This window comes from Bacillus sp. 22475 (genome assembly GCF_052044835.1).
GTDB lineage: Bacteria > Bacillota > Bacilli > Bacillales > Bacillaceae_G > Bacillus_A > Bacillus_A cereus.
On record NZ_JBQENW010000026.1, the window covers coordinates 1 to 22,979 of the forward strand.

Sequence of the window (22,979 nt, forward strand, 5' to 3'; positions counted from 1 at the left end):
GGTATTAATCTATATAGCCAACCACAAGGTGGACATTTTACGAGAGTAATTTATGATAAAACACCGTACCTTATTATAGATGCAGCATGGTTTGAAAATCCTATGATTTGTCTCGGAAACGAGGCATGGGCTGCTCTGGAACATTTCGATGTGCAATGGTTCAGTGCTTATTCAAAATATCCACCAGGTGGCGGTATTAACACGTATGATGGTCCTAACGGAAATTATACAGGTTTTGTAGATGGGTCTGTTCCGTATAGACTTTTAGGACGAAAAGATGGTTACCTGGGTATTGGAAATAATGCATGGGTAAAAGAAGAACATTTTGATGTAAAGTAGTATTTCGAAATCCATGAATATTAAATTAGATAAACAAAAAGCATTATATGATGATTTTTTGAGGTGAGGTTAATCTCTGTAAACCGGTGGGCGAAGAGTAGAGAGAAATTAATGGAAGAGCAAGAGCAACGGACACATAGTTGCTCTTTTTTTTTTGAAAGAAAGTGATAACAATGAATCACCTATAGAAAATGCTAGCCGTATATGCATTAAGCCATCAGATGTACTTAGTAACACAGTAGAAATTTTAGGTGAAAAAACAAGAGAATAAAAAGGAGATGTTCAGCAATGGAAATTAGACAAAAATTAGTTAACTCAAGTAAATATGGTATAAAGTGTCCCAATACAATGACACCGGAATTCATCACAGTGCATAATACATACAATGATGCATCAGCTGAAAACGAAATATCTTATATGATTGGAAATAATAATTCAGTTTCGTTCCATGTTGCAGTAGACGATAAAGAGGCAGTACAAGGTATTCCATTCGATCGTAATGCTTGGCATGCCGGTGATGGTAACGGAAATGGTAATCGTAAATCTATCGGGGTTGAAATTTGCTACTCTTTAAGTGGTGGGGATAAATATTACCAAGCAGAAGATAATGCAGCAATTGTTATAGCTCAGTTAATGAAACGCTTCAATATTCCAATTAGTAATGTACGTACACATAAGTCCTGGAGTGGCAAGCATTGCCCACATCGTATGCTTGATGAAGGAAGGCTGGATCAATTCATTAAGAAGATAAATGAAGCACTTAACAACGGTAATAACGATAATAAACCGATACAACCAAAAGGCCTTGGAATTGCGACATCTAAATATCCAGAAGGATGGGGTATTAACTTATATAGTAGTGGTAACAAAGATGCTTGGTTCACTGGTGAAGTAATTAATACAAAAACTCCATATTTAATTTTAGATGGTGCTTGGTATGGTGGGAATGAAAACATGCTGTGCCTAGGATGGCAGCAATGGGCGAAGCAAGAACATCTTGATGTCCAGTGGTTTTATGCATATTCAAAATATCCAGCAGGTTATGGTATTAACACATATAAAGGGCCGAATGGTGAATGGACTGGTAATGTAGATGGGTCTGTGCCTTATGGGATTTTTGCAAGAAAAGATGGTTATATCGATATTGGGCAAAACACATGGGTAAAAGAAGAACATTTTAATGTGAGATAAGGATATGAGAGTAGGATCACTCGTGTGATTCTCTTTAATTTTTGAAAAGGAGATGAGAACGATGGAAGAACAAATCTTCAATTCAATGATTCAACAAGGAGCATTCGCAGCTTTATTTGTATGGATGCTGTTTACTACGCAAAAAAAGAATGAACAGCGCGAAGAACAATATCAAAAAGTCATTGAAAAAAATCAACAGGTCATTGAAGAACAAGCAAAAGCATTTAGTTCGTTGTCGAAGGATTTATCAGATGTTAAGCAAAAAATCTTGGGAAATGGGGATGAAAAATAAAATATGATATTAAAGTATTTGTCGCGTATGCAGGTTCTCAAATAGGAATGCGATTAATATATAATAATGAGAAAAAAGCCCTAATACCGATAAGTATTGGGGCTTTTTCTTATTAGCTATAGTGAATAAGGTTGTGGTGGATTCTTCAAGAGGAAAGAGTGAATGAAGTCTAATGTTAATGTAAATGAAATGAAACCTTGAATGATACTTAGTTATAACGCAGTCTTATTCAGGGGTTCGTTAGTTCATTTTCTAAATTTAGGGAATAAATATAGCTTAGTACCTTGCAATAAACAATACCAAGTGGTATATTATGGATAAAACAGGTACCGTGTATTGAACAGTACTAAGATAGGAAAGGAGGATGGCACTTGAACGTTCAGTTTAAAAAAGGTGTGCTTGAACTTTGTGTATTAGCACTTGTAAAACGTAAAGATAGTTACGGTTATGAACTTGTTCAGCAAATTTCTAATAAATTTTTAATATCGGAAGGGTCAGTATATCCTTTGTTACGTCGTTTGACGAAAGAAGGGTATTTTCAAACGTATTTAAAGGAATCTACGGAAGGGCCACCTCGTAAATATTATCAATTAACAGAGCAAGGGGAGACACAATTTCATTTGTTAGTAACAGAATGGCGTGATTTTGCGAAAGGGGTACAAGAAATTATTGAAGGGGTGGAATGGAATGAGTAAAGAAGGGTTTCTTAAAGAATTATCAAGTTATCTTAGAAAGTTACCGGAAGAAGAGAGACAAGATATTTTATTGGATTATGAAGAGCACTTTCAGTTTGGGATAGAAGAGGGGAAAACTGAATCAGAAATAATAAAGGGCCTTGGTTCTCCGAAAGTAATTTCGAAAGAATTACTTGCTATGTATCGCTTCGATGAGATGAAAAAAAATCCATCGACTTCAAATGTGACAAGAGCTGTCATGGCAGTGGTTGGACTTAGTTTGTTTAATTTTATTATTGTGTTAGGTCCGTTAGTTGCAATTATTGCTTTTATATTTTCTTTTTGGCTCGGTGGTATTGCTAGTGTAGTAACGCCATTTTTCGTGATTGGAAAAATATTCATGGGTACCTTTATATGGTTGGATCTTTTCGTTAGTATAACGTTTGTTGGAGTAGGTTTGTTGTTATGTATTATCGCTTTTTATAGTACAAAGTGGTTTAAGAGATTATGCGTACGATATGTAATATGGAACTTCAAAATGATAAAAGGAGAGTAAATGATGAAAAAACTATTTTTAATCGCTATCGCTTGTATCATTATTGGAGTAATAGGAATTTCCCAAACATATGAAAAAGCAGTACAAACTGCCGAAAAAGGCGATAAAGAAGATGTAATTAAAAATGAAACATTAAAAAATATAGAAGTTAAGTTAGATGCTGGAGATATCGTTGTCCAAAAATCTCCGGACTCTTCTTTTTATGTAAAGCAAACAGGAGACGCACGTAAACAAAAGATTCGTATTGCTGAAGATGGAGACACATTAAAAATTGTAGGGGAAAGAGAAAAAGGCGCTTCATTTGATTTTTCCTTTTACGATTTTAGGTTTCAAACGTCTACATTGACTATATTTGTACCGGAACGTTCTTACCAAGAGATAAAGGTAAATTCATCAGCTGGACAAATCGAAATGAGTGATGTGAAAAGTGATCGCGTAAGTGTTAGGACACTTGCTGGAGAAGTAGATTTGAAACATGTCACAGCTAAGAGTGTGGAGGGATCTTCACAAGCTGGTGAGGTGAACTTTCAGAAGGTTATAGGGAAAGTAATAGCGAAAACGGCTAGTGGTAGTGTAAGTGTTATTGAGCATGATGCTAAATATGATTTAGAGGCAAGCTCAACTGCTGGAGATGTAGATATTACTTTATTAGAAAAGCCGCAAGATGCAGTTATAACTGGACAAAGTGCTGCTGGAGACGTGATGATTTTTAATGAAGAAAATAAAAATATAACAATTGGTAATGGTAGTAAAAAGATTAGCGGTAAAACGGCTGCGGGAGATGTGACGATTGAAACTCGTTAATAAGAAATAGAATGTATGGAAATCTATCAAAATACAAAAAAAGAAGATAATTACCGTATATAAATAAGGTAATTATCTTCTTTTTATTATTTTTAATGTAAATCACGATATACGCCAATTACTTTCCCGATAACTGACACTTGTTTTAAAATGATAGGTTCTAATGAAGAGTTTTCTGGTTGTAGACGGAAATGGTCTTTTTCTTTATAGAAACGTTTAACAGTTGCTTCGTTATCTTCTGTTAAAGCGACTACAATTTCACCATTATATGCAGACTGTTGTTGGCGAACAACAACTAAATCTCCATCGAAAATACCAGCTTCAATCATACTATCTCCAGAAATACGTAACATGAACACTTGGTCTGCTCCAGCAACAATGCTAGCTGGAAGTGGGAAATGTTCCTCTACGCTTTCGACTGCTGTAATTGGTAAACCAGCAGTAACTTTTCCGACAATTGGAACTTGAATAACAGATTGTGTTTCCGTATCCATTCGGTCTTCACCTAAAATTTCAATGGCACGTGGTTTTGTTGGATCGCGTCGAATGTATCCTTTTTCTTCTAAACGTGATAAATGTCCGTGCACTGTAGAACTAGAAGCGAGGCCGACTGCTTGACCAATTTCACGTACGGAAGGTGGATATCCTTTTTCTTGTACTTTTAGCTTAATAAAGTCGAGAATGTCTTGCTGGCGTTTCGTTAACTTTTCCATGTTTTCTAACACCTCGTTTTCTTTCATTTTTCTTATTAATAAGTATAACATGTGAAAAAACATTCTACAAACATAAGTTCGAACAAATGGCGGATTTATGTTACACTATAGGGAAATAATAGGGAGAAAGAGGGGTTCAAAATGAATGCAATTATTTATGCACGTGTGAGTACAACGAAAGAAGCGCAAGAAACATCATTATTACGTCAAAAAGATGAATTATTGCATTTAGCTGAGCGCTATCAAATGAATGTTACTAAGGTGATTGAAGAGCAGGCTAGTGGATATACAATTGAACGTGACGGTATATTAGAGGTGTTGGATACAATTCGAGACGAACAAATTGATGTGTTACTTATACAAGATGAAACGCGCCTTGGTAGAGGAAATGCGAAGATCGCATTAATGCATTGTTTACATAAAGAAGGCATAAAAGTATATACGCATACACATAATGGTGAATTACAATTGTCGGATTCTGATTCGATGGTATTAGATATTATTGGTATTGTTGAAGAATATCAAAGAAAGATTCATAATTTGAAAATTAAACGAGGTATGCAACGTGCAGTAGAAAAAGGTTATCGTCCAGAAAATAATTTAAAAAATCGTCATTTAAGTGTAGGAAGAGAGAAAAAAGAAGTGCCAATTGAGGAAATTGTACGTTTGCGAAAAAGTGAACTCACGTTTGAAGAAATCGCAGCAACATTACGTGGATTTGGTCATAATGTTTCAAAGGCGACTGTACATCGTAGATATGTAGAGTATACGAAGCAATTGCTTGATAAAGAAGAGTAACTATTGTATGATAATAATCAGTTTTGATTAGAAGGGGGATTCGAGATGATTAATCACGAACTCGTTGAACGCATTAACTTCTTAGCGAAAAAAGCAAAAGCTGAAGGTTTAACTGAAGAAGAGCAACGTGAGCGTCAATCGCTACGTGAACAATATTTAAAAGGATTTCGTCAAAATATGTTAAACGAACTTAAAGGAATTAAAGTTGTTAACGAAGAAGGTACAGATGTTACACCGACGAAATTAAAAGCTTTAAAAAAGCAAGATAATGCAAAATTAAATTAAAAGATGGGCGAAGCCCATCTTTTTTTATTTGTAAAAATCGTTATTTAATAACTTTCCAGTTGTTATTAACGGTTGCTTCTATCGTTTTATGTTCCAATATATAATTAGAGATAAGTTCAGACATATCTGTGGGTATATCTTTTACTACCGGTTTGTTTTGAAACATAAAGAAATTTCCCCCGCCACTTGCACGATAATTATTCATTACAACTTCATATTCTTCATTCATATTAAGAGGAGCACTGTTATGCTGTAAAGATTCTACTCTTTCACCAATTGGTTTTGAAATGTTTAATACATATGAAATCCCTTCCCACATATCATAATTATAATGTTGTGGTTTTGGTTCTATGTAGGTAGGACTTACGATGATGGATCCATCTGTTTTTAATGTGAAATAAGAAGCAGAGAGTTCAAGAGCGTCTTTTATATCAGCTCCAGTTATTCTAATTACTTTTAATGTGTTTGGATAAATATAATTAGAAACGATGTCACGCATTGTTACATGTTCCGGGAAACCTGGAGATGTATTATGGAACAAACTTGTACAAGAAATTGATACCTTAGCTATATCCATCTGTATTTTATTTATGAATTCGATAAAAGGATGATCGTGCAAACGAGTTTGCATAGCATCTGAAATTTGCATGTCCCCCTGAATGATTCCAATAGGTTGATCAAGCCACTTTTGTGTTTTCTCTTCGTAATCGGCTACCAATGAAAGTACATCTTGGTCCGCTTCAATTCCTTGTACAGATAATAATTCAGAAGAGCTCTCTTTTTTCACCCATTTATGTTTCGTTTTTTCGAATGTTACTTTTACTTTTCCGACTGAGTGTCCATTGCATCCGGGCTGTAAAATTGTTACACCGTTAGCCATTGTGTGAGAAATTTCTCGGTGTTGATGACCTGTTAGTAAAAGATCTATGCCTTCAATTTCATGGCACATTGCATATCCTTGGTTTTCACCTGTTAACACTTCAGTAGGTTCCCCGGTTTGTAAATCTCTTTCAAATCCACCGTGATAGGCTACGACTAATAAATCGGGTTTCTCATGTTCGCGAATATAAGAAACCCATTTTTTTGTAGTCTTTAATGCATCTTCAAATAGTAAATCTTTAATGTGATGGGCCTGTTCCCAATTTGGGATGTAATGTGTTGTTACCCCTAAAATAGCGATTTTTATATTGGATTCAATCTGTTTGATTAAATAAGGTTTTCCGAAATAGGGTTTGTTTATGTTTTTATCTAATATGTTTGCTGATAGGTACGGGAAGTTCGCAGTAGTCACAGCATTATTTAATATATTCATCCCGTAATTAAATTCATGATTGCCGATAATTGCAGCGTCATACTGTAAGTAATTCGCTAATAAGGACATTGGATTTTTTTTGTTTTTTTCGTATGTAACGTAATGATAAGTAAATGGTGTTCCTTGAATAAAGTCGCCATTATCAATTAAAAGAACGTTTGTATTTTGGGAACGTTCTTTTTTTATAAGAGTAGAAATTTTAGCTAAACCAAGTTCTGCTGGGGAGTTATCTTGGTAGTGAATGGGATAAACAGTGCCATGTATATCGCTTGTTAATAAGATGTTTAAAGTTACAGTTTGATTTTGTTCCAATATGACTCACCTTTTCTATTGTTATCTTCCAATTAATCATATCAAATATGTGAAGTGAATTTTGATGTGAATGTATAGAATGTGTAAAGATTCTGTAAATAACCAATTGTGTATCAAAATATGTGATATATTTCTTCATGTTTAAGGAAGGTTATTTTATAACAAGAAAAATGGAGGCATTAATATGTTGAAAAAAGTTTTTGCAATGAGTACAACAGTTGTACTAGCGGCCGGATTATTAAGTGGCTGCGGGACGAAAGAGTCCAGTGCAAGTAAAAATGAAGATACGAAAAAAGGTTATGTACCAAAGACCTTAAATGTTCAATTTGTTCCTTCTCAAAATGCGGATACGTTAGAGGCAAAGGCAAAACCATTGGAAAAGCTATTAAGCGATAAATTAAATATTCCGGTAAAAGTTAGTATTTCAACTAACTACAATACAATTGTAGAAGCGATGGCATCTAAACAAGTAGATGTAGGATTTTTACCGCCAACAGCGTACGTATTAGCACATGAAAAGAAGGCTGCAAATGTAATTTTGCAAGCACAACGTTTTGGAGTAGAGGATGAAACAGGAGCTCCTACAAAAGATTTAGTAGATTATTATAAATCTGAGTTTGTTGTTAAAAAAGACTCTAATATAAATAGTGTAAAAGATTTAAAAGGTAAAAAAATTGGTTATCAAGATGTAACATCATCAGCAGGATATGTATGGCCTGCAGCTGTTCTATTAAAAGAGGGAATTGATCCGCTAAAGGATGTGAAACCTGTTACATTAAAAGGGCATGATCAGTCACTTATTGCTCTTTTAAATGGTGATGTAGATGCAGCTGTTGTATTCCAAGATGCTCGTAATATTGTAAAAAAGGATTATCCGAATATATTTGATCAAACGAAAATAGTGAAATTTACTGAGAAAATTCCGAACGATACAATTTCTGTACGCTCGGATTTAGATGCAGAGTGGAGCAAGAAATTACAAGATGCTTTCATTGAAATTGGAAAAAATGAGGAAGGTCGTAAAATCATTAAAGAAGTATATTCTCATGAAGGATATATTAAATCTGATGATAGTAAATTTGATATTGTTCGTGAATATGGAAAGACAGTGAAGACGCAATAATACATAGTGAAATGGCGGCTAGCTGGAAGGTGTGAGATTTCAGTTAGTTTGCCGTTTTTTAGTTATTGATAATACATTGAAAGTAGGTAAGATGTGTGATAGAGTTTCGAAATGTTTCCAAAATGTATCCGAATGGCACAAAGGGATTGAATAATATAAATTTAAAGATTCAAAAAGGTGAGTTTATTGTAATGGTCGGATTATCCGGAGCTGGAAAATCTACACTTCTCAGATCCGTAAATCGTCTTCATGAGATTACCGAAGGAGAAATCATTATTGAAGGTGAGTCTATTACTTCTGCGAAAGGAAAAGGATTAAGGCGTATGCGCCGGGATATCGGTATGATCTTCCAAAGTTTTAACCTTGTAAAGCGATCAACAGTATTAAAAAATGTATTAGCTGGTCGTGTTGGATATCATTCCACATTACGTACAACGTTAGGTTTGTTTCCGAAAGAAGATGTGGAGCTCGCATTTCAAGCATTAAAAAGAGTGAATATTTTAGAAAAAGCATATGCGCGTGCTGATGAATTATCAGGAGGACAACAGCAACGTGTATCGATAGCTAGAGCATTGGCGCAAGAAGCAAAAATCATATTGGCAGATGAGCCTGTTGCATCGTTAGATCCACTTACGACAAAGCAAGTGCTAGATGATTTGAAAAAAATTAATGAAGATTTTGGAATCACGACAATTGTAAATTTACATTCTATTGATTTGGCTAGACAATATGCGACACGCATTATCGGATTACATGCAGGAGAAATTGTTTTTGACGGTTTAGTAGAAGAAGCAACGGATGAAAAATTTGCTGAAATTTATGGGGACGTTGCTCAGAAAAGCGAATTATTAAAGGTGGCAGTAAAATGAATGACGTGACGATATATTCAAATGAAATACCGAAGCCGCCGAGTAAATTGAAACATATGTTAACGTTTATTTTAGTTATTTTAATGCTGTGGAGTAGTAGTGTACAAGTAGATGCATCATTTTCAAAACTGGTAGACGGTTTTCCAAATATGGTAGATCTATTGAAAGAAATGGTGCCACCTGATTGGAGTTATTTTCAAGTTATTACAACAGCGATGTTAGATACAATACGTATGGCGATTATTGGGACGACCTTAGGAGCGATTTTAGCTATTCCACTTGCATTGTTTGCAGCAAGTAATGTGTTTACTAACACATTTTTATACAGTCTAGCTCGAATGATTTTAAATTTTATACGAACAATACCAGATTTATTATTGGCGGCTATTTTCGTAGCGATTTTTGGAATTGGGCCACTTCCAGGTATTTTGGCTCTTACTTTTTTTTCAATTGGACTTGTAGCGAAATTGTTGTATGAATCAATTGAATCAATTGACCCTGGCCCACTAGAAGCGATGACAGCTGTAGGGGCTACTAAGGTACAATGGATTGTTTATGGAGTCATTCCACAAGTAAAAGCACACTTTGTTTCCTATGTACTATATACATTTGAGGTGAATGTACGTGCAGCGGCTGTCCTAGGTTTAGTAGGAGCAGGTGGTATTGGACTATATTATGATCGTACACTTGGATTTTTACAATATCAACAAACTGCTTCTATAATTATCTATACCCTTATTGTTGTTTTGTTAATTGACTACATTAGTACATTGTTGCGGGAGAAACTATAATGAATAGAACGACGATGATTGTGCCAAAACCGAAGAAACCGAGTATATATCGCTGGATTATTTTAATAGCACTTACAGTTGTATATGTATGGGCCTTTTCTGGAGTACCATTAGAAGGGATAAAGGACACAGCAGGTGAAATCACGAAAGCAATTATGACAGGGATATTAAATCCAGACTGGTCGTATGTATCTTTGCCAGATGGTGAAGATTTATTACATGGATTAATTGATACGTTGGCAATTGCGATATTAGGTACATTTATTTCTGCATTTTTATCTGTTCCGTTTGCCTTTTGGGCGGCAACGAATATGAGTAGTGGAAAATTAACTTCAGGATCTGGGAAATTTGTACTTAGTTTTGTTCGTACGTTTCCTGAATTAGTTATGGCTCTTTTATTTATAAAAGCTGTTGGTCCAGGCTCTTTTGCAGGAGTATTAGCTTTAGGATTACATTCTATTGGAATGTTAGGGAAACTATATTCAGAAGGAATTGAAAACATAGATAAAGGACCGACGGAAGCGTTGCTAGCAACAGGAGCAAACCGTTTTCAAATACTTTGGTATGCAGTGTTACCACAAGTGTTACCAGATTTTCTATCGTATACGTTATACAGATTTGAAATTAATGTACGATCCGCTGCGATTTTAGGGGTTATTGGAGCAGGAGGGATTGGTACACCTTTAATTTTTGCGCTGGGTTCACGGAATTGGTCTCGTGTTGGGATTATTTTATTAGGTATTATTTTAATGGTAATTATAATTGATTTGATTTCAAGTTCGATTCGGAAACGGATTGTTTAACTTATTTGAAAAGCATCGAAGTTAGATGCTTTTTTATGTTTTTAAAAACGTATTTAAAAAAGTAAGTATAGAAGAAATTTGTATAAATATACAGATAATTCTCTTTCTTTTTAAAATAAAAATAATGAAAAAGTATGTCATATTGAATGCCCATACATTCCCGGAAACATTGATTTTTTTATAAAAAATCAAAAAAATATCAACATATTTGTCGATACATGTTGTATAATCTTGCGTGGGAAGCTATCATATAAATGTATAAAACGTTTACTAATATAAGCGAAGGGAAGAATAGCATGTCACATTCAATCGAACAACTTTCTATCAACACGATTCGCACATTATCCATCGATGCGATTGAAAAAGCAAACTCTGGTCACCCAGGAATGCCAATGGGTGCAGCACCAATGGCTTATACATTATGGACTCAATTTATGAAACACAATCCAAATAACCCAACGTGGTTTAACCGTGATCGTTTCGTATTATCTGCAGGTCATGGTTCAATGTTATTATACAGCCTACTTCACCTATCTGGTTATGATGTAACAATGGATGACTTAAAGAACTTCCGTCAATGGGGAAGCAAAACTCCAGGGCATCCTGAGTACGGTCATACAGCTGGTGTAGATGCAACGACTGGTCCACTTGGACAAGGTATTGCAACTGCTGTAGGTATGGCAATGGCTGAAAGACATTTAGCTGCTAAATATAACCGTGATGCGTATAATGTAGTAGATCATTATACATACGCTATTTGTGGTGATGGAGATTTAATGGAAGGCGTTTCTGCTGAAGCATCTTCATTAGCTGCTCATTTACAATTAGGTCGCCTTGTTGTGCTTTATGATTCAAACGATATTTCATTAGATGGCGATTTAAATCGTTCATTCTCTGAAAGTGTAGAAGATCGTTACAAAGCATACGGATGGCAAGTAATCCGTGTTGAGGATGGAAACGATATTGAAGCAATCGCGAAAGCAATTGAAGAAGCGAAAGCTGACGAAAAACGCCCAACGCTAATTGAAGTAAGAACGACAATTGGTTTCGGTTCTCCAAACAAATCAGGAAAATCAGCTTCACATGGTTCTCCACTTGGTGTAGAAGAAACAAAATTAACGAAAGAAGCATATGCTTGGACTGCTGAGCAAGATTTCCACGTAGCAGAAGAGGTATACGACAACTTCCGTAAAACAGTACAAGATGTTGGTGAAACTACGCAAGCAGAGTGGAACACTATGCTAGGTGAATATGCACAAGCATACCCAGAATTAGCAAACGAATTCCAAGCAGCAATGAACGGTCAACTTCCAGAAGGTTGGGAGCAAAACTTACCAACTTATGAATTAGGATCAAAAGCAGCAACTCGTAATTCTTCTGGTGCTGTAATTAATGCAATTGCAGAGTCTGTACCATCATTCTTCGGTGGATCTGCTGACCTTGCTGGTTCTAACAAAACATACATGAATAACGAAAAAGACTTTACAAGAGATGATTACAGCGGTAAAAACATTTGGTACGGTGTACGTGAGTTCGCAATGGGTGCAGCAATGAACGGTATTGCATTACATGGCGGTTTAAAAACTTACGGTGGTACGTTCTTCGTATTCTCTGATTACTTACGTCCAGCAATTCGCCTTGCAGCATTAATGCAATTGCCAGTAACGTATGTATTCACACATGACAGTATCGCTGTTGGTGAAGATGGTCCAACACATGAACCAGTCGAGCAATTAGCAGCGCTTCGTGCAATGCCGAACGTTTCTGTTATCCGTCCAGCTGATGGTAACGAATCTGTTGCAGCTTGGAGACTGGCTTTAGAATCTACAAACAAACCAACTGCTTTAGTATTAACTCGTCAAGACCTTCCAACATTAGAAGGTGCAAAAGATGATACGTATGAAAAAGTAGCAAAAGGTGCATATGTAGTTTCTTCAAGCAAGAAAGAAACGGCTGATGTTATCTTACTTGCAACTGGATCTGAAGTAAGCCTAGCTGTTGAAGCTCAAAAAGCATTAGCAGCAGACGGTGTTGACGCAGCTGTTGTCAGCATGCCATCTATGGATCGTTTTGAAGCTCAAACTGCAGAGTACAAAGAATCTGTATTACCAAAAGCAGTAACAAAACGTTTCGCAATCGAAATGGGTGCTACATTCGGATGGCACCGTTACGTAGGTCTTGAAGGAGATGTGTTAGGTATCGATACATTCGGTGCTTCTGCTCCTGGTGAGAAGATTATGGAAGAGTATGGATTTACTGTAGAGAACGTTGTTCGTAAAGTAAAAGAAATGCTTTAATGATTTCAGAAAAATCTCTCCGGCATGGAGAGATTTTTCTATGTAAATGAGTTTTTTCGACAGAAAAAGTTTTTTATCTCTCCGCAGTCAGACAATCATTGCAAATTTTCTTATATATAATGAAGAGAAAAGGTTGTCCAGATTGGGAGGGGAAAAATGAAAACGTATGAATTGTATTTAATTCAAGAGGATATTGCGAAATCTTATTTTGGTCGTGAATATTTGTTTTTTGATTTATTTGCTCGATTTTCAGAATCTGGGTCCCTTTCGGAGAAAAAAGTGTTATATAAACAAATGATGTATATAACAAAACCATTGCAAGTAATGAAAATTCATCATAAATTAGAACAAGCTTTGCGCGTTCTTGGTAAATATGATAGAACACATCATACACATACACTTTATACGGGAGCGGAGTACGGTGAAATAATGGTGAAACCGCACTATATTCGTATGAATACCTCTGGAAATGTCTCTATGGAAACGACTTTCTTTGAGGTGTTAAGAAAGTGTGAATTAACATTTTTAGCTATGGATTATGAAAATACAAAGTACGGATGGCTGAATCCTCTAAAACAAGTACGAACATATGTGTAAAAAATGTCGAATTGTATCTTGTCTTATTGAAAAGGTTTTAGTACACTGTAAGGTAGACAACATGAAGGAGGAAAATATATGCCAATTTGGTTAGGTATTCTAGTGGGCGTAGTAGCACTAGTAGCAGGCGTGGCGTTAGGATTTTTCATTGCCCGCAAATACATGATGAATTACTTACAAAAAAATCCACCAATTAACGAACAAATGTTAAAAATGATGATGATGCAAATGGGACAAAAACCTTCCCAAAAGAAAATCAATCAAATGATGAGCGCAATGAACAAGCAACAAATGAAATAAGCGCTAAAAGACACTCGCTAAGAGTGTCTTTCTTTTTGTTAGTTACAGTTTTTAAAACTTTTAAAAATTCTGTATTTTTGATAAACTGAAAACATCGCTCATTTTAAGGGAGGAGGAAAAAAATGAAAGTGTTTATGAATTTAGCGTGGTTTTTTAAACAAGAAAAACGAGCATACATAACCGGAATTATTTTATTATTTGGCGTTGCACTTTTAGAACTTGTAGCACCAAAAGTAATTGGAATCGTTGTAGATGAAATTAATGATGGAACATTGACGACCAATAAGTTACTAAATTGGGTTGTACTATTAGTAATTGTAGGTATTACGATGTATATATTACGTTACATATGGCGTATTATGATTTTCGGGTCTTCGTTAAAATTAGCTCGCCAATTACGAAAAAATTTATATGAACATTTTACAAAGATGAGTCCATCTTTCTATCAGTCAAATCGAACAGGTGATTTAATGGCACATGCGACCAATGATATTCAAGCGATCCAGCAAACTGCTGGAGCGGGTGTTTTAACGCTTGTTGATTCATTAGCTGTTGGGGGATGTGTACTCGTAGCGATGGGTTTTACAATTAGTTGGAAGTTAACATTGTTAAGTTTAATTCCGATGCCGATTGTAGCCATTTCGACAAATTATTATGGAACGTTATTACATAAAAGGTTTCATAAAGCACAGCAATCGTTTTCGGAAATTAATGATAAAGTGCAAGAGAGTATGAGTGGAATGAAAGTGATTCGATCGCTTGGACAAGAGAAAGAAGATTTGCAGGCGTTTCGAAAAAAATCAGAAGATGTTGTGCATAAAAATGTGTTAGTTGCACGTATTGATTCGTTATTTGATCCGACAATCGCTCTTATCGTTGGATTTTCTTTTTTAATTGCAGTATGTTACGGATCAGTATTAGTTGTAAGAGGTGAATTAACAGTAGGTGATCTCGTTACATTTACGACATATTTAGGTACCCTCGTTTGGCCAATGTTAGCGTTTGGATGGTTGTTCAATATTATGGAGCGTGGGCGTGCTTCATATGACCGTGTAGAAAAAATTCTTTCACAAAAATCAGATGTAGTAAATAGAGAAAATGCTGTACATACGATAGCGAGCGGTAATGTTTCGTTTGCCGTTGATTCATTTTCGTATAAGAAAAATGAACTGTTACATTTAAACGATATTCACTTTGATTTGAAGAAGGGCGAAACGCTAGGAGTTGTAGGACGTACAGGTGCAGGGAAAACGACTTTATTAAAATGTTTAATCCGCGAGTATGATCATTTTAATGGTGAATTAAAAGTTGGGGGGCGAGATATTCGAGATTTAACACTTCATGGTGTCCGTTCTGCTATTTCATATGTGCCACAAGATCATTTTTTATTTTCAGCAAGTATTGGTGAGAATATTGCCTTTGGAAAGGCGGATGCTACATATAATGAAATTACCCAAGCTGCAGATATTGCTTGTATTCATAATGATATCCTCCAATTTTCAGAAGGATATGAAACAGTAGTAGGGGAAAGAGGCGTTTCGTTATCTGGTGGTCAAAAACAGCGAATCTCTATTGCTCGTGCTTTATTAACAAATGCTGAAATTTTAATTTTGGATGATTGTTTATCAGCGGTAGATGCAAAAACAGAAGAGACAATTTTAAGTGCCTTAAAGAGGGAAAGAGCAGGGAAAACGACGATTATTACTGCACACCGATTAAGTGCAATTCAGCATGCCAATCTTATTCTTGTTGTTGATGAAGGTAGAATTGTACAAAGAGGTACACATGAGGAATTAATGAAGGAAAACGGCTGGTATAAAGAAATGTATGAAAGTCAGCAATTAGAAGCTTTAGTTGAGAAAGGAGGCGTATGATGGTAGAGAAGAAGCGAAGTGATTTAAGTAGATTGCTTTCTTATATGAAGCCATATAAAGGGTTGCTATCTTTAGCATTTATCTTTTTAGTTGGTGCGACAGTAACGGAAATGATGGGGCCATTTTTAATTAAACAATTCCTTGATGAACACCTAGTACCGCGGGATTTTGAACAATCAGCACTCGTTACTTTATTTGTAATTTACATAGTTGCTCATTTATTAAAAGTATTATTTACGTATTTAAATCTATTGTACTTTCAGAACATTGCTTTTAAGATTGTTCAAGATATGCGAGTTGAAGTATATGAACATGTTCAAAAGCTGTCATTAAGTTTCTTTGATCGTACGCCAATTGGTACGCTCGTATCTCGTATAACGAATGATACGGAAGCGATTAAAGATTTTTATGTCAGTGTATTATCAACATTTGTGAAAAATGTAGTCTTTTTAGTAGGTATTTTAATAGCGATGTTTTTATTAGATGTAAAATTAGCGTTATTTTCTCTCGTATTAATTCCGATAATGTTCGCGATTATGGTATTATATCGCCGGAAAAGTGTAGCTTTTTATTTAGAAGTACGTAATCAACTAAGCGTGTTAAATGCAAAATTGAACGAGTCCATACAAGGAATGAATATTGTTCAAGTGTTCAGACAAGAAAAACGTATGAGAAAAGAGTTTGAAGAAGTGAATAATAAACATTATAGTGCAGGGCGACGTACTTTGAAGTTAGACGCATTACTTTTACGACCAGCTACGGATTTAGTACATATTGTAGCTATTGCGTTAGTACTAGGTTTATTTGGGATTGATGCTTTAAAGAGCCCTGTTGAAGTAGGAGTTTTATATGCTTTTGTTAACTATATACATCGTTTCTTCCAACCTGTAAATGAGATGATGATGAAATTGTCCTTTTTCCAACAGGCACTTGTTTCGTCATCACGTGTATTTCATTTAATGGACGAGAAAGATTTAGCACCGGTTCAAAAAGGCAATGAGAATCCTCAAGTTGTTGATGGAGATATTGAATTTAAAAATGTTACTTTTTCGTATGATGGAAAGCGTGACGTTTTAAAAAATGTATCATTTCACGTGAAACAAGGGCAAACGGTTGCTTTTGTTGGGCATACTGGTAGCGGAAAAAGTACGATTATGAATTTGTTAATGCGATTTTATAATATTAAGTCGGGAAATATTGTAATAGACGGTGTAGATTTAGAAAAATTTGAAGAACGAGAAATTAGAAAGAAAATAGGACTCGTATTGCAAGATGCATTTTTATTTGCTGGAAATGTAAAGCAAAATATTCGAATGTATAATGAAGAAATTACGGATGAAGAAGTAAAAGAAGCTGCTCGATTTGTGCAAGCGAATACGTTTATTGAAAAGTTACCAGAGCAGTATGAAACAGAAGTAGTAGAAAGAGGTGCAGCATTTTCAAGCGGTCAACGACAATTAATTGCTTTTGCTAGAACGATAGCAACGAATCCGAAAGTATTAGTATTAGATGAAGCAACAGCTAATATCGATACAGAAACAGAAGAGGCTATTCAAACAGCGTTGCAACAAATGCGAAAAGGTAGAACGACGATAGCCATTGCGCATAGGTTATCTACAATTCAAGATGCAGATCAAATTTTTGTGATGCATGATGGAGAGATAGTAGAAAGAGGAACACATCAAGAATTACTAAGTGAGCAAGGTTTGTATTATAATATGTACTTGTTACAAAATAAAGGGAGTTTGCAAAAGGCCTTGTAAATACAAGGTCTTTTTTATTTTGTATACAAAATATATTTACTCTTTGTTTCTATAGCATAAATGTCGTGTCCTCTTATGAAACTTGTACATATTGTATGTATACGAAGTAAAAAAATTGATAGGAGATTTTATATGCAAAACAGATCGAGTTCAAATGTTACGTTTATTGATGTGTCTCATTGGGAAGGGAATATTGATTGGAATGCAGTGAAGGCATCTGGAATTCCAGCAGCGTATGCAAAAGCGACAGAAGGTGTAAATTACATTGATCCTACTTTTACTAAAAATGTACAAGCAGCCCGAAGTGAGAATGTATTAATTGGTGCATACCATTTTGCACGCCCAGAACAAAATGATGCAATTTCAGAGGCAAAATATTTTGTGAGTATATTACAAAGTAACCAGACAGACTTAATGCCAGTTCTGGATTTAGAATCACCAACAGATCCGAGTAATAGTAATTTAACTGGTAGCGCTATATCGAATTGGGCAAGAAGCTTCATAAATTATGTGAAACAGGCTACTGGAAAAGATGTAATGTTATATACAGGAGTTTGGTATATTAATGAGTTCGGAATCAGCGGATTAAGTGATATTCCACTTTGGATTGCTAAATACTCGAGTACACCGCCTGCTGATGCTGGTGGATGGACAGCGTGGACAGCATGGCAGTACACAGATTCTGGACAAATTTCAGGTGTAGGAAATTGTGATGTATCAGCTGCAGTTTCACTAGAAGCTTTACAAGGGAATGGAGCAAGTGGTGGAGGGAATGTTTCTCCGCCTAATAATGCAACTCCAGTGTACGGGATTGCTATAATTAATGGAGATAATGTGAATTTGAGAAGTGGACCATCTTTGCAGTCTAGTGTAATTCGCCAATTGAATCGTGGCGAAACATATGAAGTTTGGGGAGAACAAGATGGATGGCTTTGTTTAGGGACAAATCAGTGGGTATATAATGATCCGAGTTATATTCAGTATAAACATTATGTGGCGACTATTACTGGTGATAATGTAAATTTGCGTGATGCTCCATCATTAAAAGGAAATGTTATAAGACAGTTACATCATGGTGAATCGTATCGAGTATGGAGTAAGCAAGATGGATGGCTTTGCTTAGGGACAAATCAATGGATATACTACGATCCAAGTTATATTCAGTATGGTGTACAATAGAGTGAAAATAAAAGGTGCCCCGTCAGAGGTGCCTTTTATTAAAAATATACAACTTTTACAAAGTCTATATCGAAACCATAGTATACTATAGTAGATATATTTTAAAAAAATAATAGAAAATGAAATAAAGGGGTAAAAATATGAATTATGTGCTAATAGGTGCGGTTTTAATATTATTAGCTGTAGTATTTGTGCTGTTTTATAAAAATAAACAGTTAGAATCAGAGAGTGAGCAAGTAGAATTTGAAAAGAAACAAGCAATTGAAACGTATGAAAACGAAATTGCAGCTACGGTGATAGAGCATAAAGAACAACAAAATAATTTAAAAAATATGGAACAGAAAAAATACAATGATTTACAAGTAAGTGCAAATAGAGAAATTGAAAATATGCGTATGATGAAAAATCAATTAGCTATGCAGCATAGTAAAGAACGTAGTGAAATACAAAATAAACATAATAACGAAATACATATGTTTCAAAAATTAATTGCAAATTTACGAGAATATACTAAAAACGGCGCTGAAATGAATACGTACGAAACATTACATTATATGAAGCGAGGATTCATAGAGCAAGGCATCATATTAGATGCTGAAATTCAAATCATGCCGAATGTTTTTATTAAAAATAATAGTGAAATAAACGATAATCGAATCCATCATCTCATCTTGTGCAAAACTGGTATTTATCTACTTGAGACGAAAGAATGGGAAGAGAAATTAATTCATGGTTTAACGAAAGAAAATGCTGGTATATATTCATTTATGATTGATGAAATGGGTAAGTATCAACAAGAAGTTGAAAAAGAAGAGACATTTGAATATATAGTAGGTAAAGATTCGTCAACTATACAAGTGAAAAATGAAGGAAATCCAGTATATAAGGCGAAGAAACTATCTCAAATTTTATACAATTGTTTGAAAGAAATGCAGGCTAATAGTATAAAAGAAAAGGTAAAACCAGTTGTATATTTTTATAATGAAAATGGAAAAGAAATAATAGATCTTTCTAGTGAGGAAACACCTAGATTAAAAAATCGGGAGCAAATTGTAACGTTCTTCAGAAATGAAATCTTAGCAGGGAAAGTAGTATATACAGTGCAAGAATTAGAACAGATTCGAGAAATGATTAGCCGGATGAATTATATAGTGAGTTAAAAGGGGAGATCTTTCTGAACGCTATGCTACGTGGCATTTTGTATGTCTATTTTTGTTTGTATATAGTAATGTACATTCTATTTATATTCGTCATTGATATGGTCCATATACCCTTAAGTGTAAGGAGCATTTTTGTAGTATTCATACCATTTGTTTTATTAGTCATGATTCAAAGGGCTATTTTATATGTTTCTAAAAATCGTAATGAAGAAAAGAAGCAAATGTTGGGGGTTTTAATAGTAGCACTCATACCATTAATAGTGTGTACTGTACAACTAAGTGTAAATGAATATACATCAAAGTTTAATCAAAATAGATGGTTAAATCATGCAGATAAGCGGGTATATATGATAGATGATCTATTACAAAAATATAAATTAATAGGGAAATCAAATGAAGAAATTATACAATTGTTAGGAGCTCCAACGGAAACGAGAAGTGGGGAAGAAGGAGTTACCACTTTGTATTATCTTGGGACTGAACGTGGCTTTATTCCAATAGATAGCGAACAGCTTGTTTTCCAATTTGATAGAGATGGAAAAGTCATGGAATATACGGTGCATAAAGATTAAAGAAACGTAGAGAGAAGCTATATGTTATAGCTTCTTTTTTATTTTTCAATATGTCACGGAAGGGGGAGAAGGTTTTTGAGTGGAATAAGGAATGAAAACGGAGGTGATGCATATATATAGATGCATTGGGTGATTATTAGTCCGATTGGTGAGGGGTAATAATTAATAAATACGGACAAAAACCCCACTCATTAAAGTTTCACTTTATCATATTGTATAAATGAAAAGGAGGTAAGACGGTGAAAGCAATCCCGACTGATGTCCTGAGTAAAGAATTGATGGAAAGAGAAGGAGTTATCTCTATTACAGTAAAGGAATTTGAAAAGATAGAAGTAGCTGGAGTGGTGGTCGCTGGTCCAGCAGTTATTTTGATTAATCAAGATTAAGTACATATCATTGAAATAAAAAGCATCCATCTAGGATGCTTTTTATTTGTATGTAAGGATAAATATGATGGATAATTGTGTTACTGGAGGGAAAGTCTGTGGCAATTATTATAACAATGTTAGTAATGGGTATTTTATTAGGATTTGTTGGAGCTGGAGGAGCTGGGTTTATTATCGCGATACTCACTTTAGTATTCCAAATTCCTATTCATGTTGCTCTTGCAACATCTTTAACTGCAATGGCATTTACGACATTATCAGGTGTTGTAAGTCATTACCGTGAAGGCAATGTTGCACTTATTATAGGCGGGATTGTTGGGGGATTTGGCGCAATTGGCTCTTATATTGGTTCTAAATTTGGTTCACTTATACCAGCACACCTTCTTCATTGGTTTACAGCTGGGATGTTATTTTTATCGGCAATTTTTATGTTTATTAAATTAATTATGTTCCAAAACAAAGAAAAGTCGTCTTTATATAAACATAAAGAGTTTTCCGTGAACTACTTGTTGAAATGTGTATGCCTTGGATTAGTTACTGGAATGATGGCTGGTTCATTTGGGATTGGTTCTGCACCGTTTATTCAACTTGGATTAATGGTTCTATTGGGACTTACGATTCAGCAATCTGTAGGGACAACAATGCTTGTTATATTACCGATTGCAATTGGAGGCGGGATAGGATATAGTTCGGAAGGATATTTAGATTATATATTGTTATTGCAAGTATTGATTGGGACCATGTTAGGGGCATACATTGGTGCGAAGTTTACAAATTATGCACCGCGAACGCTTTTGAGGTTTTCGATGATTATGACACCGGTTTTAGCTGGATGTATGCTATTGATGGAATAAAGTGAAATTATAATCAGTAGGGGGTTACTGCTTACAAATAGCGGGATAAAATTAATATAGCAAACTATTAATATATTTTACGAATGAATTATATAGGTAATTCATATTTCCCATATAAAAGGATTTGTTTTAATATTATGAGTGTAAAGTTCGAGTATTCGAAGTACTACTTGAATTATATCCCTATCCCTTTTCTAAAAATGCGAACAAGTTTTGCCCTATTCTATTCAATAGTTAATTGCATAGAAATATATTGTTCGATGACCATTATGGAACGTACATAATGGGAAAATCCCGATCCTTAAAGAGGATGCCCCTAATCTTCATGTGAAAATATGATCGGATATGAAAGCTGACCAATTTATGGTCAGCTTTCTTTTTGTTCGAAAATTATTTCTTCTTTAATTTCTGTTTGCAATAATACAGTTTTTCCGAAGCGACGTTTGCATTCCGCGCGCACTTTTTCAAGGGCTAGTAGTTGAGTAGTGGCGGGAACTGTGACAATAGCTTGGCGAGGTTTTCGATTTTCTTCACAAAAGACACATTCCACAACATAATTAGAAATCATATTTTCATCCTTCCAGTTTTAATTTCTAAGAAGGGATTGTCTATGAAGTTGATGTAACTTTTCGTCATTGTTTTATTATTTTCCTCTTTTTTTCAAGGGGAAAATAATAAAGAAGGCGAATTTTAGTAGGGGAGGGATGTTTATGGAGAGATGGATAGGTAGTGCAGCGGTATGTGTAAATGAAAAAAATGAAGTTTTAATGGTATTGCAGGGCAAAGAGGGAGAAGAAAAAAGGTGGTCTGTCCCAAGTGGAGGACTTGAAAAGGGAGAGACACTAGAAGAATGTTGTATCAGGGAAGTTTGGGAAGAAACAGGTTACAATGTGGAAGTTGTAAATAAAATATATGAAAAAGAGGGTATTACATACGGTGTTCCAGTGTATGTCCATTATTATTTTGTTAAACAAATAGGCGGTAATATGAAAATCCAAGATCCTGATGAGTTAATACATGAAATTGCTTGGAAAGGGATATATGAAGTTGAACAATTGTGTTTAGCTTTTCCAGAGGATTATGAATTGCTGTGCCAATATATAAATAAAGAAGCAAGCATGTAAATACTTGCTTC

25 protein-coding genes and 1 pseudogene are annotated in these 22,979 nt (G+C 35.0%); 23 read left to right on the plus strand and 3 right to left on the minus strand.

The features are described from left to right. The 6 genes and pseudogenes from ACTJJY_RS25720 to ACTJJY_RS25745 form a co-directional block, all read left to right on the plus strand. A pseudogene (locus ACTJJY_RS25720) lies at positions 1–339 on the plus strand (hypothetical protein); the annotation flags it as partial. 288 nt (positions 340–627) lie between these two features. Beyond that, the gene (locus ACTJJY_RS25725; protein ID WP_440606928.1) at positions 628–1,530 is read left to right on the plus strand and encodes a peptidoglycan recognition protein family protein; all 903 of its coding nucleotides are present in this window, start codon (positions 628–630) and stop codon (positions 1,528–1,530) included. A 61-nt stretch (positions 1,531–1,591) separates the two neighbouring features. Then, a complete protein-coding gene (locus ACTJJY_RS25730; RefSeq protein ID WP_000392443.1) occupies positions 1,592–1,822 on the plus strand; it encodes a BhlA/UviB family holin-like peptide in 231 nt (76 codons plus the stop codon). 371 nt (positions 1,823–2,193) lie between these two features. Then, positions 2,194–2,517, plus strand: coding sequence for a PadR family transcriptional regulator (locus tag ACTJJY_RS25735; protein ID WP_098610982.1), 324 nt, complete (start codon positions 2,194–2,196; stop codon positions 2,515–2,517). Beyond that, on the plus strand, positions 2,510–3,052 hold the full coding sequence (locus ACTJJY_RS25740) for a DUF1700 domain-containing protein (protein ID WP_213747509.1): 543 nt from the start codon (positions 2,510–2,512) through the stop codon (positions 3,050–3,052). Before ACTJJY_RS25735 ends, ACTJJY_RS25740 begins: the two co-directional genes overlap by 8 nt. Further along, on the plus strand, positions 3,053–3,856 hold the full coding sequence (locus tag ACTJJY_RS25745; RefSeq protein WP_440606929.1) for a DUF4097 family beta strand repeat-containing protein: 804 nt from the start codon (positions 3,053–3,055) through the stop codon (positions 3,854–3,856). It abuts the gene before it with no gap. Between the two features lie 92 nt (positions 3,857–3,948). Here the strand turns inward: ACTJJY_RS25745 and lexA are convergent, their stop codons facing one another. Next, positions 3,949–4,569, minus strand: coding sequence for a transcriptional repressor LexA (gene lexA / locus ACTJJY_RS25750; RefSeq protein ID WP_000413738.1), 621 nt, complete (start codon positions 4,567–4,569; stop codon positions 3,949–3,951). A 141-nt stretch (positions 4,570–4,710) separates the two neighbouring features. Between lexA and ACTJJY_RS25755 the strand changes: the two genes are divergently transcribed. Both ACTJJY_RS25755 and ACTJJY_RS25760 read left to right on the plus strand, forming a co-directional pair. Continuing rightward, positions 4,711–5,367, plus strand: coding sequence for a YneB family resolvase-like protein (locus ACTJJY_RS25755; protein ID WP_000991471.1), 657 nt, complete (start codon positions 4,711–4,713; stop codon positions 5,365–5,367). 45 nt (positions 5,368–5,412) lie between these two features. Then, positions 5,413–5,652, plus strand: coding sequence for a DUF896 domain-containing protein (locus ACTJJY_RS25760; RefSeq protein WP_000607015.1), 240 nt, complete (start codon positions 5,413–5,415; stop codon positions 5,650–5,652). A gap of 40 nt (positions 5,653–5,692) precedes the next feature. Here the strand turns inward: ACTJJY_RS25760 and ACTJJY_RS25765 are convergent, their stop codons facing one another. Then, positions 5,693–7,276, minus strand: a complete 1,584-nt coding sequence (locus ACTJJY_RS25765; RefSeq protein ID WP_440606930.1) for a bifunctional metallophosphatase/5'-nucleotidase — start codon at positions 7,274–7,276, stop codon at positions 5,693–5,695. A gap of 184 nt (positions 7,277–7,460) precedes the next feature. On the opposite strand from ACTJJY_RS25765, the gene ACTJJY_RS25770 reads away from it, so the two are divergent. From ACTJJY_RS25770 to ACTJJY_RS25835, 14 genes are all read left to right on the plus strand, one after another. Continuing rightward, positions 7,461–8,399, plus strand: coding sequence for a phosphate/phosphite/phosphonate ABC transporter substrate-binding protein (locus ACTJJY_RS25770; protein ID WP_000915063.1), 939 nt, complete (start codon positions 7,461–7,463; stop codon positions 8,397–8,399). 95 nt (positions 8,400–8,494) lie between these two features. Next, complete coding sequence (phnC, locus tag ACTJJY_RS25775) at positions 8,495–9,268, plus strand: phosphonate ABC transporter ATP-binding protein (RefSeq protein ID WP_440606931.1); 774 nt, start codon at positions 8,495–8,497, stop codon at positions 9,266–9,268. Then, positions 9,265–10,059 carry a phosphonate ABC transporter, permease protein PhnE gene (phnE, locus tag ACTJJY_RS25780; RefSeq protein ID WP_001000774.1) on the plus strand — a complete coding sequence of 265 codons (795 nt, stop codon included), beginning with the start codon at positions 9,265–9,267 and terminating at the stop codon, positions 10,057–10,059. The genes phnC and phnE (ACTJJY_RS25780) overlap by 4 nt, the downstream gene beginning before the upstream one ends. Further along, a complete protein-coding gene (gene phnE, locus ACTJJY_RS25785) occupies positions 10,059–10,862 on the plus strand; it encodes a phosphonate ABC transporter, permease protein PhnE (protein ID WP_440606932.1) in 804 nt (267 codons plus the stop codon). Before phnE (ACTJJY_RS25780) ends, phnE (ACTJJY_RS25785) begins: the two co-directional genes overlap by 1 nt. Positions 10,863–11,158: 296 nt before the next feature. Continuing rightward, on the plus strand, positions 11,159–13,159 hold the full coding sequence (gene tkt, locus ACTJJY_RS25790) for a transketolase (protein WP_000019776.1): 2,001 nt from the start codon (positions 11,159–11,161) through the stop codon (positions 13,157–13,159). 156 nt (positions 13,160–13,315) lie between these two features. Then, the gene (sirA, locus tag ACTJJY_RS25795; protein WP_000860652.1) at positions 13,316–13,756 is read left to right on the plus strand and encodes a sporulation inhibitor of replication protein SirA; all 441 of its coding nucleotides are present in this window, start codon (positions 13,316–13,318) and stop codon (positions 13,754–13,756) included. 78 nt (positions 13,757–13,834) lie between these two features. Continuing rightward, positions 13,835–14,056 carry a YneF family protein gene (locus ACTJJY_RS25800; protein ID WP_001123317.1) on the plus strand — a complete coding sequence of 74 codons (222 nt, stop codon included), beginning with the start codon at positions 13,835–13,837 and terminating at the stop codon, positions 14,054–14,056. A 122-nt stretch (positions 14,057–14,178) separates the two neighbouring features. Continuing rightward, positions 14,179–15,930, plus strand: a complete 1,752-nt coding sequence (locus ACTJJY_RS25805; protein WP_440606933.1) for an ABC transporter ATP-binding protein — start codon at positions 14,179–14,181, stop codon at positions 15,928–15,930. After that, positions 15,930–17,693: an ABC transporter ATP-binding protein gene (locus ACTJJY_RS25810; RefSeq protein ID WP_440606934.1), complete on the plus strand. Its 1,764-nt coding sequence runs from the start codon at positions 15,930–15,932 to the stop codon at positions 17,691–17,693. Before ACTJJY_RS25805 ends, ACTJJY_RS25810 begins: the two co-directional genes overlap by 1 nt. 132 nt (positions 17,694–17,825) lie before the next feature. After that, positions 17,826–18,872, plus strand: coding sequence for a GH25 family lysozyme (locus ACTJJY_RS25815; RefSeq protein ID WP_440606935.1), 1,047 nt, complete (start codon positions 17,826–17,828; stop codon positions 18,870–18,872). Between the two features lie 140 nt (positions 18,873–19,012). Further along, positions 19,013–20,032, plus strand: a complete 1,020-nt coding sequence (locus ACTJJY_RS25820) for an NERD domain-containing protein (protein WP_440606936.1) — start codon at positions 19,013–19,015, stop codon at positions 20,030–20,032. A 23-nt stretch (positions 20,033–20,055) separates the two neighbouring features. Beyond that, positions 20,056–20,604 carry a hypothetical protein gene (locus ACTJJY_RS25825; protein ID WP_440606937.1) on the plus strand — a complete coding sequence of 183 codons (549 nt, stop codon included), beginning with the start codon at positions 20,056–20,058 and terminating at the stop codon, positions 20,602–20,604. A 239-nt stretch (positions 20,605–20,843) separates the two neighbouring features. Next, complete coding sequence (locus tag ACTJJY_RS25830; RefSeq protein ID WP_000644411.1) at positions 20,844–20,990, plus strand: BC1881 family protein; 147 nt, start codon at positions 20,844–20,846, stop codon at positions 20,988–20,990. Positions 20,991–21,088: 98 nt separating this feature from the next. Continuing rightward, the gene (locus ACTJJY_RS25835; protein WP_000974667.1) at positions 21,089–21,844 is read left to right on the plus strand and encodes a sulfite exporter TauE/SafE family protein; all 756 of its coding nucleotides are present in this window, start codon (positions 21,089–21,091) and stop codon (positions 21,842–21,844) included. Positions 21,845–22,211: 367 nt separating this feature from the next. On the opposite strand, the gene ACTJJY_RS25840 is transcribed toward ACTJJY_RS25835, so the two are convergent. After that, a complete protein-coding gene (locus tag ACTJJY_RS25840) occupies positions 22,212–22,412 on the minus strand; it encodes a DUF3903 domain-containing protein (RefSeq protein WP_000625226.1) in 201 nt (66 codons plus the stop codon). Positions 22,413–22,554: 142 nt separating this feature from the next. Here ACTJJY_RS25840 and ACTJJY_RS25845 point away from each other — a divergent pair, with 142 nt between their 5' ends. Beyond that, entirely contained in the window at positions 22,555–22,968 is a 414-nt protein-coding gene (locus ACTJJY_RS25845; RefSeq protein WP_440606938.1) for an NUDIX hydrolase, read from the plus strand. The last annotated feature ends 11 nt before the right edge of the window (positions 22,969–22,979 follow it).